Annotated in this window: 15 protein-coding genes; all 15 read right to left on the reverse strand. The window is 72.6% G+C overall.

What is annotated here, in order from left to right:
* Positions 1-86: 86 nt before the first annotated feature.
* The gene (locus tag ACZ3J7_RS32270) at positions 87-902 is read right to left on the reverse strand and encodes a F0F1 ATP synthase subunit delta (RefSeq protein ID WP_465626934.1); all 816 of its coding nucleotides are present in this window, start codon (positions 900-902) and stop codon (positions 87-89) included.
* Positions 899-1,456, reverse strand: a complete 558-nt coding sequence (locus tag ACZ3J7_RS32275) for a F0F1 ATP synthase subunit B (protein ID WP_465626935.1) — start codon at positions 1,454-1,456, stop codon at positions 899-901. The genes ACZ3J7_RS32270 and ACZ3J7_RS32275 overlap by 4 nt, the downstream gene beginning before the upstream one ends.
* A gap of 41 nt (positions 1,457-1,497) precedes the next feature.
* Positions 1,498-1,725, reverse strand: coding sequence for an ATP synthase F0 subunit C (atpE, locus tag ACZ3J7_RS32280; RefSeq protein ID WP_030909515.1), 228 nt, complete (start codon positions 1,723-1,725; stop codon positions 1,498-1,500).
* A gap of 80 nt (positions 1,726-1,805) precedes the next feature.
* A complete protein-coding gene (gene atpB / locus ACZ3J7_RS32285; RefSeq protein ID WP_465626936.1) occupies positions 1,806-2,618 on the reverse strand; it encodes a F0F1 ATP synthase subunit A in 813 nt (270 codons plus the stop codon).
* A 279-nt stretch (positions 2,619-2,897) separates the two neighbouring features.
* The gene (locus ACZ3J7_RS32290) at positions 2,898-3,320 is read right to left on the reverse strand and encodes a hypothetical protein (protein WP_465626937.1); all 423 of its coding nucleotides are present in this window, start codon (positions 3,318-3,320) and stop codon (positions 2,898-2,900) included.
* 287 nt (positions 3,321-3,607) lie between these two features.
* Complete coding sequence (locus tag ACZ3J7_RS32295) at positions 3,608-4,945, reverse strand: glycosyltransferase family 4 protein (protein ID WP_465626938.1); 1,338 nt, start codon at positions 4,943-4,945, stop codon at positions 3,608-3,610.
* Positions 4,946-5,096: 151 nt separating this feature from the next.
* Complete coding sequence (locus tag ACZ3J7_RS32300; RefSeq protein ID WP_465626939.1) at positions 5,097-6,359, reverse strand: serine hydroxymethyltransferase; 1,263 nt, start codon at positions 6,357-6,359, stop codon at positions 5,097-5,099.
* A gap of 165 nt (positions 6,360-6,524) precedes the next feature.
* Positions 6,525-7,160 carry an arsenate reductase/protein-tyrosine-phosphatase family protein gene (locus ACZ3J7_RS32305; RefSeq protein WP_193588046.1) on the reverse strand — a complete coding sequence of 212 codons (636 nt, stop codon included), beginning with the start codon at positions 7,158-7,160 and terminating at the stop codon, positions 6,525-6,527.
* 35 nt (positions 7,161-7,195) lie between these two features.
* The gene (locus ACZ3J7_RS32310; RefSeq protein WP_465626940.1) at positions 7,196-7,843 is read right to left on the reverse strand and encodes an L-threonylcarbamoyladenylate synthase; all 648 of its coding nucleotides are present in this window, start codon (positions 7,841-7,843) and stop codon (positions 7,196-7,198) included.
* Positions 7,844-7,963: 120 nt separating this feature from the next.
* A complete protein-coding gene (prmC, locus tag ACZ3J7_RS32315) occupies positions 7,964-8,830 on the reverse strand; it encodes a peptide chain release factor N(5)-glutamine methyltransferase (protein ID WP_465626941.1) in 867 nt (288 codons plus the stop codon).
* 18 nt (positions 8,831-8,848) lie between these two features.
* Entirely contained in the window at positions 8,849-9,925 is a 1,077-nt protein-coding gene (gene prfA, locus ACZ3J7_RS32320) for a peptide chain release factor 1 (protein WP_465626942.1), read from the reverse strand.
* A 123-nt stretch (positions 9,926-10,048) separates the two neighbouring features.
* The gene (gene rpmE / locus ACZ3J7_RS32325) at positions 10,049-10,273 is read right to left on the reverse strand and encodes a 50S ribosomal protein L31 (protein ID WP_014138082.1); all 225 of its coding nucleotides are present in this window, start codon (positions 10,271-10,273) and stop codon (positions 10,049-10,051) included.
* Positions 10,274-10,397: 124 nt separating this feature from the next.
* The gene (locus tag ACZ3J7_RS32330) at positions 10,398-11,513 is read right to left on the reverse strand and encodes an LCP family protein (RefSeq protein WP_465626943.1); all 1,116 of its coding nucleotides are present in this window, start codon (positions 11,511-11,513) and stop codon (positions 10,398-10,400) included.
* 141 nt (positions 11,514-11,654) lie between these two features.
* Positions 11,655-13,784, reverse strand: coding sequence for a transcription termination factor Rho (gene rho / locus ACZ3J7_RS32335; RefSeq protein ID WP_465626944.1), 2,130 nt, complete (start codon positions 13,782-13,784; stop codon positions 11,655-11,657).
* Between the two features lie 512 nt (positions 13,785-14,296).
* The gene (thrB, locus tag ACZ3J7_RS32340) at positions 14,297-15,214 is read right to left on the reverse strand and encodes a homoserine kinase (RefSeq protein WP_465626945.1); all 918 of its coding nucleotides are present in this window, start codon (positions 15,212-15,214) and stop codon (positions 14,297-14,299) included.
* Positions 15,215-15,552: the final 338 nt, after the last annotated feature.

Genomic DNA, 15,552 nt, shown 5'->3' on the forward strand with positions numbered 1-15,552 from the left:
GGCCGGGTCGGGTGAACCGGCCGTACGTTTTGCCGGCCCACCTGGTGTGGACCGACGCCCGACCGAGGGTCGGATAGTGCTGGTGCTCAGCCTTCGAGGCCCTGACGAGCGCCTTCGAGGCGGCTCGCGACGGTGCCGTCGATGATCTCGTCGCCGATCTGCACCCGGACACCGCCCTGGACCGTCGGGTCCACGTCGATGTTCAGGTGGACCTGGCGGCCGTACAGACCGGCCAGGGCGGCGGCGAGGCGCTGCTTCTGGACGTCCGACAGCGGGATCGCGCTGGTGACCAGGGCCACCACGCGGCCACGCCGGGAGGCGGCGAGCTTGGAGTAGGACTCCAGGCCACCCTCCAGGCTACGACCACGCGGGGTGGTGACCAGGTTGGCGACCAGGCGGACGGTGCCCGGGTTGGCACGGCCGCCGAGGAGCTTGCGGACCAGCGCGGCCTTGGCGGCGGCGTCGGCCTTCGGCTCGGTCAGCGCGGCGCGCAGCTCGTGCGAGCCCGCCACCACCCGGCCGAACCGGAACAGCTCGTCCTCGACGTCGTCCAGGGCGCCCGCCTTGTCGGCGGCGACGACCTCGGCGTAAGCGGCGAGTTCCTCGACCGCGTCGACCAGGTCGCGCGGACCGGACCAGCGCGAGCGGACCAGGCCGGAGACCAGGTCGACGGTCTCGCCGGAGACCTGGCCGTTCAGCAGCGAGGCGACCAGCTGGGCCTTGTCCTGACCGGACCGCGCGGGGTCGGTCAGGACGCGGCGCAGCGAGACCTCGCGGTCCAGCAGCGCGGTGACGGCAGCGAGCTCCTCGGCGAGCTTGGCCGAGTCCACCGAGGTGTTGTCGGTCAGGCTGTCGAGGTTCTCGCGGCCGGCGGCGAGTGCCTCACGGCTCGCGCCGATCACTTGGACGCACCCTGGGCAGCGGCGGCCTTGGACTCCAGCTCGCCCAGGAAGCGGTCGATGACACCGCTCTGACGGGCGTGGTCCTCCAGCGACTCACCGACGATGCGGGAGGCCAGCTGGGAGGCCAGCGAGCCGACGTCCTGGCGCAGGACGGCGGTCGCCTGCTTCTTGTCGGCCTCGATCTGGGCGTGGCCGGCCGCGACGATGGCCTCGCGCTGGCGCTGGCCCTCCTCGCGCATCTCGTTGATCAGGGCAGCGCCCTGCTCACGGGCGTGCTCGGTGATCCGAGCGGCCTCGTGGCGCGCCTCGGCGAGCTCGGCACGGTACTGCTCCAGCAGGGCCTGGGCCTCGGCCTGAGCGGTCTCCGCGCGCTTCATGCCGCCTTCGATGGCGTCACGGCGCTCCCCCAGCACCTTCTCGATGCTGGGGAGGAGCTTCTTGCCGAGGATGCCGAAGACGATGAAGAAGCAGAGCAGGCCGATGATGACCTCGGGCCACGCGGGGAGGAGCGGGTTCATCTGCTCCTCCGACGCGAGGAAGACCTCGGGGGCCATATCAGAACCTTTCGTCGGTATTGACTACTGGTGCGCCTGGCTCACTTGCCGTAGACGAACGGCATGACGATGCCGATCAGGGCGAGGGCCTCGGTCAGGGCGAAGCCGATGAACATGTTCGAGCGGATCAGGCCGGCAGCCTCGGGCTGACGGGCCATCGCCTGCACGCCGTTACCGAAGATCAGACCGACGCCGATGCCGGGGCCGATGGCGGCGAGGCCGTAGCCGATGGAAGCGACGGAACCGGAAACCTCAGCGAGAGCGGACATCTCAGCTAATCCTTTGCGGGGATGGGATACCGGTGGGTGTTGGCCACCGGGAGTTCAGGGCGCGGCCGGGGCCGCGGGGCTCAGTGCGCCTCTTCCAGGGCACCGGCGATGTAGCTGCTGGCGAGCATCACGAAGATGTAGGCCTGCAGGAACTGCACCAGCAGCTCGAAGCCGGTCAGGGCGACAGCCACCACGAAGGACACCGAGCCGTAGAGGGCGCCGATGCTGGGGCTGAGCAGGTACCAGGAGGCCACCGAGAAGACGACGATCAGCAGGTGACCGGCGAACATGTTGGCGAAGGCTCGCACCGCGAGGGTGAAGGGACGCACGAAGATGTTCGAGAAGAACTCGATCGGCACCAGGATGAACATGACCCAGCCGGGAATGCCCGACGGCCAGCAGAGGTTCTTCAGACCACCGACGAAGCCGTGCTTCTTGAAGGTCAGCCCCATGTAGGTGACCCACACGATCGCCGCCAGCCCGACCGGGAACGCGATGCGCGACATCACCGGGAACTGGGCGAACGGGATGATGGACATGATGTTCATGATCCACACGAAGAAGAACATCGAGACCAGCATCGGGACGTACTTCTCGCCCTTTTTGCCGATGGTCTCCAGCACGATGCTCCGCTTGACGAAGTCGTACCCGATCTCGCCGACCAGCTGGAGCTTGCCCGGGAGCAGCTTCGGCCTGGCGAACGCGGCCCAGAAGAAACCGACCACCAGCAGCGCACAGATGATCGACAGCAGCATCGGCTTGGTGAAGTCGACGCCACCGACCGTGAAGATCGGCTTGAAGTCGAACTCGTTCAGGCCGGGGGCCGGGAAGCCGCAGCCGGAGTTCAGGTGGCAACCGGCCTCGGAGGCGAGCTGGACGTCAGCACCCACCACAGACTCCTTCGTTCTGACGCATGGTTACGGCAACCTCGGTGTGTCGGCGTGACCGGGGGCCACGGTGCGGCACTGGAACTTGTTGGATTTCTCGCTGACCCGGCGCGGCGCATATCCCCACCGCGGGATCTTCGAAAGCTTCGTGGAGCCGGGGGGCGATCCGTCCGATTCTCGGAGGGACCTGGCCGCTTCCCGTACTCCGCCGTTGGGACGGACGATAGCAGTCCGTCAGGAGGGCATAAACACCGCCCCCCTCGCGAGGGGGACGGTATGCCCCGCTCACGGTTGACGCCCGGATTTCGGCTTGCCGTCGGGTTCCACGTAGAAGGTCTTGGCCTTGAGCCAGCCCCGGACCTGGAAGCCCATCCAGACGACCACCAGGCCGAGCAGCGAGAAGCCGAAGACCTTGTGATCGAAGAAGTCGAGGTGTTTGGCGACCGCGAGCAGGACGCCGACCAGCAGGATCTGCGTGGTGTAGACCAGCATCGCGATCGGCATCAGCATCTGCGGGTTGTTCCGGCTGAACCGGTCGAGCGCGATCTGGCCGGCGCCGAAGAAGGCGATCACGACGACGGTCGCGATCAGGGCGCCGAGCAGCCCCTTCCCGCCGGCGGCGACGAACGAGATCGCCATGGCGACCACTCCGGCGACCGCGGTGGGGATTGCGGCGCCACGGAGGATCCGGGCGTCGTGGGACGGCATGTCGGCAACTCCGGCGGCATGTCGGAAACGGGGGGCAGAGACACACGGGGTGCGAGGACCTCGCCGCGGGTGGTCAGCCTGAACGGCTGGACCCGTCGAGGGAGACCGACCTGGGACGGAAGTCCTCCACCTGTCAGGTCTTTCGGCGCGTTCTCGGTACTCGTGAACGGTATCACAAACTATTTGATGAGAGCTTTACCATGAACGTGTGGTACCTGTCACACGGGAGGCCCAGGAGTGCCGCCGAACGGGTGCCGCCGAACGGCCCAGCGGGAGTTGACGCCCCGTCAGGAACCCTGCTCGCCGCGCTGCCCGACCGCCGTCGCGCCGGTCCCCAGCCGCCCCAGCAGGGCCTTGTCCTCGGCCGAGAGCTCGGCCATCGCGGGCACCTCCTCGTCACCCTCCGCCTCCTCCGGTCCGGCGGCCCCGGCGGCGGCGGTCTCGGCGGCGGCGGTCTCGCCGTCCCGGTAGCGCGGCGGGACGAAGGACTGGACGGCCTTGGGCGCGCGCGGCTTGAACCTCGGCATCAGCAGCACCGCGAGACCGAGCAGGCACAGGCCCGCCATCGCGAGCACCACGGTCCGGCCGGTGTTGGTGATCGACACCGCGACGGTGCCGAAGGCGATCAGCGCGGCCCAGAAGTACATGATCAGCACGGCCCGGCTGTGCGAGTGCCCGACCTCCAGCAGCCGGTGGTGCAGGTGCTGCTTGTCCGCCGCGAACGGCGACTTGCCCGCCCAGGTGCGGCGCACCACGGCCAGCAGCAGGTCGGCCAGCGGCAGCGCGATCACCGTCAGCGGCAGGATCAGCGGGATGTAGATCGGCACCAGGGCGTGCACGGCGGTGGTCTGCGAGCCGACCTGCTCGGTGATCAGGTCGGGGTCGACCCGGCCGGTGATCGAGATCGCGGCGACGGCCAGCATCAGGCCGAGCATCATCGAGCCGGAGTCGCCCATGAAGATCCGCGCCGGGTGCAGGTTGTGCGGCAGGAAGCCCAGGCACATGCCGATCAGCACGGCGGTGAACAGCGCGGCGGGCGCGGCGTCATTGATCCCGTAGCCGAGCCAGAGCCGGTACGAGTAGAGGAAGAAGGCCGTCGCGGCGATGCAGACCATGCCCGCGGCCAGGCCGTCCAGGCCGTCGATGAAGTTGACCGCGTTGACCATGACGACGACCAGCACGACCGAGATCAGCATGCCCTGGGTCGGCGTGACCGGGACGGAGCCGTAGCCGGGCACCGGGATCGCGATCACCGTGATGCCCTGCCAGACCATCACGCCGGCGGCGATCATCTGCCCGCCGAGCTTCACCAGCGCGTCCACGCCCCACTTGTCGTCCAGGACGCCCAGCACGAACATGATCCCGGCCCCGGAGAGCAGCGCCTTGATGTCCGCGCTCTGCACGAACATCCGTCCCAGGCCGGAGAGTTGGGAGGCCGCGAGCAGGCCGGCCAGCAGGCCGCCGAACATCGCGATGCCGCCGAGCCGCGGGGTGGGCTCGCGGTGCACGTCGCGGGCCCGGACGGCGGGCATCGCCCCGGCCGCGATCGCGAACTTCCGCACCGGGCTGACCAGCAGGTAGGTCACCGCCGCCGAGACGAACATGACCAGCAGATACTCACGCACCACCGGCCTCCTGGGTCGCGCTCGGACGGACGAGTACGCAGGGTACTCCCGCGCTGGTTCGGGATTCGAGGTGCGTCGCCACGGACCACACCTTATTGACTCCGACGCCGAGCCCCCGCATCGCGGTTCTCCCGGACGGCCACCGGGTGGTTCAGGGCCGCCCGGCGAACGCCCGGGCCAGCTCGCGCACCCGCTCCCGCACCGGCTCCGCCGCTCCCCCGCCGAGCGCCCGCCCGAGCAGGGCGCCGACCTCGCCGAGCTCGGCCTCGCCCATCCCCTGGGCGGCGCAGGTGCCGGTGCCCAGCCGGATCCCGGAGGTCTCGGTGGGCGGTGCCGGGTCGTACGGCAGGGCGCACCGGCCGAGCATCAGGCCGGCGGCGGCGCAGCGGCGTTCGGCCTCCACGCCGGTCAGGCCGAGCGGGGCGACCGAGGCCGTCACCAGGTGGGTGTCGGTGCCGCCGGTGAGCGGCGGCGCCCCGGCCTCGGCCAGCGCGGCGGCCAGCGCCCGGGCCCCGGCGACCGCCCGGCGGACGTAGCCGGTGTGGGCGGGGGTGGCGGCCTGGGCCAGCGCCACCGCCTTGGCGGCGACCTCGTGCATGGCCGCGCCGCCCTGGCTGAACGGGAACACCGCCCGGTCGATCCGGTCGGCCAGTTCGGCGGTGCACAGCAGCAGGCCGCCGCGCGGGCCGCGCAGCAGTTTGTGGGTGGTGGCGACGGTGACGTCGGCGTGCGGCACCGGGGAGGGCGCGGCGCCGGCCGCGACCAGTCCGGCGGTCTGTCCGGCGGCGGCGATCAGGTAGGCGTCCACCTCGTCGGCGATCTCCCGGAAGGCCGCCCAGTCGACGTGCCGCGGGTAGGAGGTGCCGCCCGCGACGATCGCCTTCGGGCGGTGCTCGCGGGCCAGCGCGCGGACCTCGTCGAGGTTGATCCGGCCGTCGTCGGCGCGCACCCCGTAGCCGTGGAAGCGGAACCAGCGGCCGGAGAAGTTGGCCCGCGAGCCGGCGCTCAGGTGGCCGCCGTGCTCCAGCGACATCGCGAGCACCGCGTCGCCCGGCCGCAGCAGCGCCGCGTAGGCCGCCAGCATCGCCGAAGTGCCGGACCGGGGCTGGACGTTGGCGTGCGGGGCGGCGAACAGCTCGCGGGCCCGGTCGATCGCCAGCAGCTCCACGGTGTCGGCCGGCGCGCAGCCGGTGTGGTGGCGGTGGCCCGGGTAGCCGTCGGCGTACTTGTCGGCCAGCGGCCCGGCCAGCGCGGCCAGCACGGCGGGGGTGGCCAGGCTCTCCCCGGCGAGCAGCTGCAGGCTCCCGGCCCGGCGCTCGGCCTCGGCGGCGAGCAGGTCGGCGATCAGCGGGTCGGCCGCGCGCAGGGCCTCGGCGGCCTCCCAGTGGACGGATGGGGCGTCGGCGACCGTCATGGTGCGCTCCAGGCTGCGGTGCGGGCGGATTCCCTCCAGCGTAGGTCGGCCCCCTCCGCCCGGCCCGCCCGCGCGCACGGGCTTGCGCCTTTCCGGTTGTCCTCACGGCCTGCGCACCCAGTCTTCACGAATCCCCCACGGAAACTTTAGTGGAGGGCGCTCAACTCAGCGGGCCACACCCGTCAGTGCGGTCACCACCGGGTCCAGGGCGTCGAATATCTCCTCGCCGCAGTTGCGGAACATCCCGATCGGGGCCCCGTACGGGTCCCTCAGCTCGTCGAACTCGGGCGCGGAGGCCAGCAGCCAGCCCCGCAGGGCGGCGGCCGAGCGGACCAGCGCGCGGGCGCGTTCGGTCAGCCGCGCGCCGTCCCGGGGGTCCGGCAGGGTGCGCGGGTCGACCCTTTGCACCAGACGGGTGAACTCCTTGATGGTGAAGGTCCGCAGACCCGCCGCGTGGCCCATCGAGATGACCTGCGCCCGGTGGTCCAGGGTCGCGGTCAGCACCAGGTCGGCGTCGATCACGTGCTCGTCCAGCAGTTCCCGGCCCGCGAAGCCGGCGCTGTCCGCGCCGTACTCGCCGAGCACCGTCGCCGCGTGCGCCTCCATCGGGGCGCCCTCGTGGCCCCAGGTGCCGGCGCTCTCCACCACGATCCGGCGGCCGGTCCGCACGCCCAGCCGGGAGTCCAGCTCCAGCCGGGCCAGGCGCTCGGCGATCGGGGAGCGGCAGATGTTGCCGGTGCAGACGAACAGGATGCGGAAGGTGTCCAGCGGGAGCGGCCCCGGCTCCGCGAAGGGTGCCAGGGCGCTCCCCGCTCCGTACGACGGGGCGGCGGCGGTCAACTGCCGGCCTCCACGTCCGGAACGACCTCCCTCAGCTGCTCGACGCCGATCGCGCCCGCCCGCAGCACCACCGGCACCTTGCCGGTGACGTCGACGATGGTGGAGGGCGTGCCGTAGTCGGCCGTCCCGCCGTCCAGGTAGATCGACACCGCGTCGCCGAGCTGCGCCTCGGCCTCGTCGCAGGTGGAGGGGGACGGGCCGCCGGTCTTGTTGCCGGAGGAGACCGCGAGCGGGCCGGTGGTGTTCAGCAGCTCCAGCACGACCGGGTGCAGCGGCATCCGGACCGCGACGGTGCCCCGGGTCTCGCCCAGGTCCCAGCGCAGCGACGGCTGGTGGCGGGCCACCAGGGTCAGGCCGCCAGGCCAGAACGCGTCCACCAGCTCCCAGGCCTGCTCGGAGAAGTCGGTGACCAGGCCGTGCAGCGTGGTCGGCGAGCCGACCAGCACCGGCGAGGGCATGTTCCGGCCCCGGCCCTTGGCCGCCAGCAGCGCGCCGACCGCCTCCGCCGAGAAGGCGTCGGCCGCGAGGCCGTACACGGTGTCGGTCGGGACGACCACCAGCTCCCCGCGGCGGATCGCCGAGGCGGCCTCACGCAGCCCGCTCGCGCGGTCCTGGGCGTCGGAGCAGTCGTATCGGCGGCTCATCGGAGCAATCCCCTTCCGGTGGTGTCAGTGGTACTGCAGGTGTCGGTGGTGCGTTCGGGGCGCCCGGCGCCCCGGGTCCTCAGCGCGGTGCGCGCCCGGCGGTCGTGCTGGGCCCGGTCCTCACAGCGACGCCCTGCGGGCGGTCGTGAAGCGCGGCCGGTTGTTCAGGTCCCGGTGGTCGGCCGCGTCCGTCCAGCCGCCCTCCTCGCGGAAGATCCACGGGACCTGCCCGCCCTGGGTGTCCGCGTGTTCGATCACCACCGCGCCGCCGGGCCGCAGCAGCCGGGCGGCGACCCGTTCGATGCCGCGGATGGTGTCCAGGCCGTCCTCGCCGGAGAACAGCGACATCTGCGGGTCGTGGTCGCGGGCCTCGGGGGCGACGTACTCCCACTCGGTGAGCGGGATGTACGGCGGGTTGCTGATCACCAGGTCGAACCGGCCGTCCCAGCCGCGGTCGTCGGCGAAGGCCTGGGTGGCGTCGCCCCGGTGCAGGTGGACCCGGGCCCGGTCGGGGCTGGCCTCGACGTTGCGGCGGGTGTAGGCGAGGGCGCCCTCGTCGAGTTCGAAGGCGTGCACGGTGGAGCGGGGCAGTTCCTGGGCGAGGGCCAGCGCGATCGCCCCGGAGCCGGTGCACAGGTCGACCACCAGCGGCTCGGCCACGTCCATCGCGCGGACCGCGTCTATCGCCCACTCGACCACCGACTCGGTCTCCGGCCGGGGGACGAACACCCCGGGGCCGACCTCCAGTTCGAGGTAGCGGAAGAACGCCCGCCCGGTGATGTGCTGCAGCGGCTCGCGCTGCTCGCGGCGCGAGACCGCCTCCCAGTACCGGGCGTCGAAGTCCCCGTCGGGCACGGTGTGCAGCTGGCTGCGCTTGACGCCGTGGACGTGCGCCGCCAGCTCCTCCGCGTCGAAGCGCGGCGAGGGCACGCCGGCCGCGGCCAGGCGCTGGGTGGCCTGGGCCACCTCGGCGAGCAGCAGGTTCATCCCTCGGGCCCCTTAGGCTCAGTTCTCCTGGGCGGCGGCCAGCTTGGCCGCGGCGTCGGCGTCCACGCAGGACTGGATCACGGCGTTGAGGTCGCCGTCCAGCACCTGGTCCAGGTTGTACGACTTGAACCCGGTGCGGTGGTCGGAGATCCGGTTCTCCGGGAAGTTGTACGTCCGGATCCGCTCGGAGCGGTCCACGGTGCGCACCTGGCTGCGGCGGGCGTCGGACGCCTCCCGCTCGGCCTCCTCCTGCGCGGCGGCCAGCAGCCGCGAGCGCAGGATGCGCATCGCCTGCTCCTTGTTCTGCAGCTGGCTCTTCTCGTTCTGGCAGGACGCCACGATACCGGTCGGCAGGTGGGTGATCCGGACCGCGGAGTCGGTAGTGTTCACCGACTGCCCGCCGGGGCCGGAGGAGCGGTAGACGTCGATCCGCAGGTCGTTGGCGTGGATCTCCACCTCGACCTCCTCGGCCTCCGGGGTGACCAGCACGCCCGCGGCGGAGGTGTGGATCCGGCCCTGCGACTCGGTCGCGGGCACCCGCTGCACCCGGTGCACGCCGCCCTCGTACTTCAGCCGCGCCCAGACGCCCTGCCCGGGCTCGGTGCCGCCGCGCGCCTTCACCGCCACCGAGACGTCCTTGTAGCCGCCGAGGTCGGACTCGTTGGCGTCGATGATCTCGGTCTTCCAGCCGATCCGCTCCGCGTAGCGCAGGTACATCCGCAGCAGGTCGCCGGCGAACAGCGCGGACTCCTCGCCGCCCTCGCCCGCCTTGACCTCCAGGATGACGTCCTTGTCGTCGTTGGGGTCGCGCGGCACCAGCAGCAGCCGCAGCTCCTCGGTCAGCTCGTCCTGGCGGGCCTCGGAGGCCTTCGCCTCGGCGATGAAGTCCGGGTCCTCGACCGCGAGTTCGCGCGCGGCGGCGATGTCCTCGCCGGCCTGCCGCCAGGCCAGGTACGTCCGGGTGATCGGGGTCAGCTCGGCGTAGCGCTTGGCGAGCTTGCGGGCGTTCGCCTGGTCGGCGTGCACCGACGGGTCGGCCAGCCTCTTCTCGAGGTCGGCGTGCTCGACGAGGAGCTCTTCGACTGCCTCGAACATCGGTCTGTCCTACTTCCGTGAGTGTGCCGGGGGAACGTGCGAAAAGCGGGAGACGCGAACGGCGCCGGCCCGGTCGCCCCGTGCGAGAGCACGGGGACGACCGAGACCGGCGCCGTGGAAGCGCTAGGCCTTGCCGCCGGAGAGCTTCTTGCCGAAGCGCGCCTCGAAGCGGGCCACGCGGCCACCGGTGTCGAGGATCTTCTGCTTGCCGGTGTAGAACGGGTGGCAGTTCGAGCAGACCTCGGCGCGGATCTCGCCGCTGGTCTCGGTCGAGCGAGTGGTGAACTCGTTGCCACAGGTGCAGGTCACCTTGGTGAGCACGTAGTCCGGGTGAACGTTGGACTTCAAGGGATTCTCCTAGCTGATCGGGAGGGCACCGGGTCGGCGGACTGGACAGCCGCTCGTGAACCGGGACCGACGGACCAGTGTGCCAGCACTGCCCGCTTCTTCCCAAACCGGGAGGCGGATCCCGCTATTCCGCTCCCCCGCGCACCGAGGTCGCCCGGTCGGACGGGGTGGCCTGCGCGGACGGGGTGGCCTGCGCCGGGTTGGCCGGCTGCGCCTGCAGCACCGAGGCCGGCACCGCCCGGTCGGTGCGCAGCGCGGCCCACAGCTGCTGGGCGTCCGGGCTCCGCGGGACGACCCGGTTGGGGTCGCTGACCGCGTACGCCACCGGCAGGGTGACCATGGTGAGCTGCTCGGGCCCGATCTTCTTCAGGGTCTGCGCCATGCCGACCAGCGAGCTGACCGAGGCCAGGTCGGAGTCGGTGGTGAGCGCGCTGGTGAGCTTGTCGCCGAGCTGCCACATCGCGACCGGGTTGGTGGAGAGCCCGAGCGAGCCGACCTGTCCGAGCATCGCCCTGACCATCTCCTTCTGCAGCTCGATCCGGCCCAGGTCGCTGCCGTCGCCGACGCCGTGCCTGGTCCGGACGAAGGCCAGCGCCTGCTCGCCGCCCAGGTGGTGGGTGCCGGCGGCCAGGCTCAGCCCGCTGTCCCGGTCGTCGATCGGCACCGTGGTGGTGACCTCCACCCCGCCGATCGCGTCGATCAGCGCGGCGAACCCGGCGAAGTCCACCTCGACGAAGTGGTCCATCCGCATCCCGGTCAGCTGCTCGGCGGTCTTCACCGCGCAGACCGGGCCGCCGACCTCGTACGCGGAGTTGAACATCGCGCTGCGGGCGGCGGCGACCTGCTTGCCGTCGGGGGCGGTGCAGGCCGGGCGGGCCACCAGGGTGTCGCGCGGTATCGAGACCACCGAGGCGGCGGTGTGCGCCTGGTTGACGTGCACCACCATCGCGGTGTCCGAGCGGGCGGTGTCGCCGGTCGCGCCGCCCGCCAGGTTCCCGTTGGCGCCGGAGCGCGAGTCGGAGCCCAGCACCAGCACGTTGAAGGCCCCGCCGGTGGAGGCGGGCGGCCGGGCGGTGCCCAGCTGCCCGGAGATGTCGACGCCGTGGATGTTGCCGTTCAGCTTCCAGTAGGCGAAGCCGCCCAGCCCGGCCCCGACCAGGACCAGGCCGGCCAGCGCGAACAGCGCGATCCGCAGCCCGCGGCGGCGGCGCGGGCCGCGACGCCCGGTGTTCTCGGCCATATCGCCTCTTTTCGCCCTGGACGCGACCTTCCGAGCATAAGCGACACGCCCGGACCGTGGACGGTCTCCGGCCCGGGCCGGAAAACGCGGGACCCCGCACCGCCTGGCGGCGGTGCGGGGTCCCGTGTGGTGCGGCCGGGGTCAGTCGCCCGAGCCCGGGGTGTTCTTGGCGATCTGCATCAGGAACTCGGCGTTCGACTTGGTCTGCTTCATCTTGTCCAGCAGCAGCTCGATCGCCTGCTGCGAGTCCAGCGCGTGCAGGACCCGGCGGAGCTTCCAGGTGATGGCCAGCTCCTCGTGGCCGAGCAGGATCTCCTCCTTGCGGGTGCCGGAGGCGTCCACGTCGACGGAGGGGAAGATGCGCTTGTCCGAGAGCTTCCGGTCGAGCTTGAGCTCCATGTTGCCGGTGCCCTTGAACTCCTCGAAGATCACCTCGTCCATCCGGGAGCCGGTGTCGACCAGCGCGGTGGCGAGGATGGTCAGCGAGCCGCCGTTCTCGATGTTGCGCGCGGCGCCGAAGAACTTCTTCGGCGGGTAGAGCGCGGTCGAGTCGACACCACCGGACAGGATGCGGCCGGAGGCGGGCGCGGCCAGGTTGTAGGCGCGGCCCAGGCGGGTGATCGAGTCGAGCAGGATCACCACGTCGTGGCCCAGTTCCACCAGGCGCTTGGCGCGCTCGATGGCGAGCTCGGCGACGGTGGTGTGGTCCTCGGCCGGGCGGTCGAAGGTCGAGGAGATGACCTCGCCCTTCACCGACCGCTGCATGTCGGTGACCTCCTCCGGACGCTCGTCGACCAGGACGACCATCAGGTGGCACTCGGGGTTGTTGTGGGTGATCGCGTTGGCGATCGCCTGCATGATCATGGTCTTGCCGGTCTTCGGCGGGGCCACGATCAGACCGCGCTGGCCCTTGCCGATCGGCGACACCAGGTCGATGATCCGGGTGGTCAGCACGCCCGGGTCGGTCTCCAGGCGCAGGCGCTCCTGCGGGTACAGCGGGGTCAGCTTGCCGAACTCGGGGCGGCCGCGGCCGCTGTCCGGGTCCATGCCGTTGACGGAGTCCAGCCGCACCATGGCGTTGAACTTCTCGCGGCGCTCGCCGTCCTTGGGCTGGCGGACCGCGCCGGTGATGGCGTCGCCCTTGCGCAGGCCGTGCTTGCGGACCTGGGCCAGCGAGACGTAGACGTCGTTCTGGCCGGGCAGGTAGCCCGAGGTCCGGACGAAGGCGTAGTTGTCGAGGATGTCCAGGATGCCCGCGACGGGGATCAGGACGTCGTCGTCGCTCAGCGGGACCTCGGGGCCACCGGTGGCCTCGAAACCCTCGCGGCGACGGCCCCGGCGGTCGCGGTAGCGGCCGCGGCGGCCGCGCCGGCCGTCGCCGAACTCGTCGTCGTCGTAGCCGCCCTGCTGCTGGTGGGCGCTGCCGCCGCCCTGCTGCTGCTGGGCGCCGCCCTGCTGCTGGCCCTGCTGCTGGCGGCCCTGGCCGCCCTGGCCGCCGTCCTGCTGCTGGCCGCCGCCCTGCTGGCGGTCGGTGCGGTCGCGCTCGCGGCGGTTGCGGCGGTCCCGGCGGGACTCGCGGATCTCGCCGTCGGCGTCGGCCGCGGGGGCCTCGGCGCGCTCGGTCCGCTCGCCGCGCTCGCGGCGGTCCCGGCGCTCGCGGCGCTCGGCGCGGGCCTCGCCCTCGGCGGCGGCCGGGCGCTGGGCCTCGGCCTTGGCCTCGGCGGGGGCCTGCTCGGTGGCGGTGGCGGTGGCGGCCGCAGCAGCGGCCTCGGCGGTCGGGGCGCCGGCGGCGGCGGTGGCCCGGCGGCGCGGACGCTCGGCCCGGGCGGTGGCGGCCGCGGTCTCGGCGGCGGCCTGCACCGGGATCTCGATCTGCGCCTGCGGCTCGCTGACGACGGCGGCGCGGGTGCGGCGGGCCGCCCTCGGCGCGGCGGCCGGTTCGCCCTGCTCCTCGGCCGGGGCGGCCGGAGCGGCCTCGGCGGGGGCGGCGGCCTTGGTGGCCTTCTTGGCGGCCGGAGCGGCGGCCGGGGCCCCCGCGAGCAGCGGGTCCCCGCCGCTCTTCTCCTTGATGGCCTCGATCAGCTGGCTCTTGCGCAGCCGCCCGGTACCGCTGATCCCGAGGGACGAGGCGAGCTTCTGGAGCTCGGCCAGCACCAGGCCGTCCAGGCCGGCGGCGGCGGTACGACGGCGTCGCGCCGGAGCCGCCGGGGCGGCCGCGTCCGACGCCTCGGCGTCCGGGCGCGCGCCCATCAGATCGGTGGTGTCGCTCACTAAGGGTCCTTCCCTGGAGCGGACGTCGGCCTGTCTGGCACGGCGACCGGTTGTGCTGTCCTGTCCAGCGTCTCTTCGCGCTGGTCAGGGGCTGGATTCCCGCGGAAGGCTGGTCCTTCCGGGGAGCTGCGAAGTGCGGTGCACTGTGGTGCGAAGCGGCGCGGACGGCCGGTTCTGGTGCCGACCTCGCTGCGCCTGTTTTGATGCCCGGGCCCCCGTCGCGCGGCGGCTGCGGGCCCCACCCGGGCCTGGCCTCAGTGCGGAGGCTGGGGGTGGGAGTCCGGTGCCGTCACGGCTTCGGGATGGGCCCCACTTGCGCAGGCAGGCTGCGTACGCGGTGTGGCGAGCTCCCGGAGAATCGTGCTCCCGAGCTTCCGGCCCTCGCACGAGCGGGGGAACGGGATCGGGATGCGTCGCACCGGCGCCCGGAGGGCATCTGGTGCAGCAATGAGGTTAACACTACCTACCCCCTGACACATTCCCCAGCCCTTTGCTTGTCAATCGTGTCCGTCTCACATGTCGAGCGGCAGGACGGTGGCGCCGGCGCGGTCCAGCTCCAGCCGGTGCGCCGCGAACTGCGCCCCCGCGAAGTTGAGCACCTTGCCGACGTCGGCCTCGTCGGTGAGCGCGAGCACGGTCGGCCCGGCCCCCGAGATGACGGCGGGTACGCCCTCCGAGCGCAGGGCGGCGACCAGGGCGGCGCTGTCCGGCATCGCGGAGGCCCGGTAGTCCTGGTGCAGGCGGTCCTCGGTGGCGGTGAGCAGCAGCTCGGGGCGGCGGGTCAACGCCTCGACCAGCAGGGCGGCGCGGCCCGCGTTGAGCGCGGCGTCGGCCAGCGGCACGGTCCTGGGCAGCAGGCCGCGGGCGGTCTCGGTGAGCACCTCGGTGGAGGGGATGAACACGACCGGCACGACCCGGTCGGAGGGGTCGAGCGTGATGGTGCGGGCGCCGCCGTCCTCGGTCCAGGCCACGGTGAAGTTGCCGCGCAGGCAGGCCGCGACGTTGTCCGGGTGGCCCTCCAGCTCGGAGGCGAGGGCGAGCAGCGCGTCGTCGCCGAGCGCGGAGGCGCCGCCGATGGTGACGGCGCGGGCGGCGACGATGCCGGCGCAGATCGCGGCGGACGAGGAGCCCAGGCCGCGGCCGTGCGGTATCCGGTTGGCGCAGACCACTTCGAGGCCGCGGGGCTGGCCGCCGAGCCGGTCGAAGGCGGCGCGCATCGAGCGGACCACCAGGTGGCGCTCGTCACGGGCGAGGTTCTCGGCGCCCTCGCCGGCGATGTCCACGGCCAGGCCGGAGTCGGCGACCCGGACCACCACGTCGTCGTAGAGCCCGAGGGCGAGGCCGAAGGCGTCGAAGCCGGGTCCGAGGTTGGCGCTGGTCGCGGGGACGCGGACCCGGACGGCGGCGGCGCGGAACGCGGGACCGGCCATGCGGTGGACACACTCCTGAAGGGTGGGGGGGTCAGGCCCGGGCGATCCGGACGACGGGGCCTGCGGCGGTACTGCCGGCGGGGTGCTCGGAGAGGGGGGCGCGCGGCACGGCGCGACCCGCCGGGGTCCAGCCTATCGAAGAGAGGTTCCGGAGCGGTACACCCCGCCCGGCTCGGATCTTGCGTGTTGCCCCGGTCAGCGCGGGAGCGGCGGCCGGCCGGCCGGCGAACGGCGGGGGGGGGGCGGCCCCCCCCCCCGGGGGCCCGCCCCCCCGGGGGGGCCGGGCAACCCCGCCGGGGGAGGACAACCCCCCCGGCGCGCGGGGCCCCCCCCCGGGG

This window comes from Kitasatospora sp. NPDC015121, assembly GCF_055562955.1.

What these genes read in the sequence shown, in the direction of transcription:
- ACZ3J7_RS32275 (WP_465626935.1), bottom strand. Translation starts at nt 1,456, where the DNA reads ATGGCCCCCGAGGTCTTCCTCGCGTCGGAGGAGCAGATGAACCCGCTC.
- atpE (WP_030909515.1), bottom strand. Translation starts at nt 1,725, where the DNA reads ATGTCCGCTCTCGCTGAGGTTTCCGGTTCCGTCGCTTCCATCGGCTAC.
- ACZ3J7_RS32290 (WP_465626937.1), bottom strand. Translation starts at nt 3,320, where the DNA reads ATGCCGTCCCACGACGCCCGGATCCTCCGTGGCGCCGCAATCCCCACC.
- ACZ3J7_RS32300 (WP_465626939.1), bottom strand. Translation starts at nt 6,359, where the DNA reads ATGACGGTCGCCGACGCCCCATCCGTCCACTGGGAGGCCGCCGAGGCC.
- ACZ3J7_RS32310 (WP_465626940.1), bottom strand. Translation starts at nt 7,843, where the DNA reads ATGAGCCGCCGATACGACTGCTCCGACGCCCAGGACCGCGCGAGCGGG.
- prmC (WP_465626941.1), bottom strand. Translation starts at nt 8,830, where the DNA reads ATGAACCTGCTGCTCGCCGAGGTGGCCCAGGCCACCCAGCGCCTGGCC.
- prfA (WP_465626942.1), bottom strand. Translation starts at nt 9,925, where the DNA reads ATGTTCGAGGCAGTCGAAGAGCTCCTCGTCGAGCACGCCGACCTCGAG.
- ACZ3J7_RS32330 (WP_465626943.1), bottom strand. Translation starts at nt 11,513, where the DNA reads ATGGCCGAGAACACCGGGCGTCGCGGCCCGCGCCGCCGCCGCGGGCTG.
- thrB (WP_465626945.1), bottom strand. Translation starts at nt 15,214, where the DNA reads ATGGCCGGTCCCGCGTTCCGCGCCGCCGCCGTCCGGGTCCGCGTCCCC.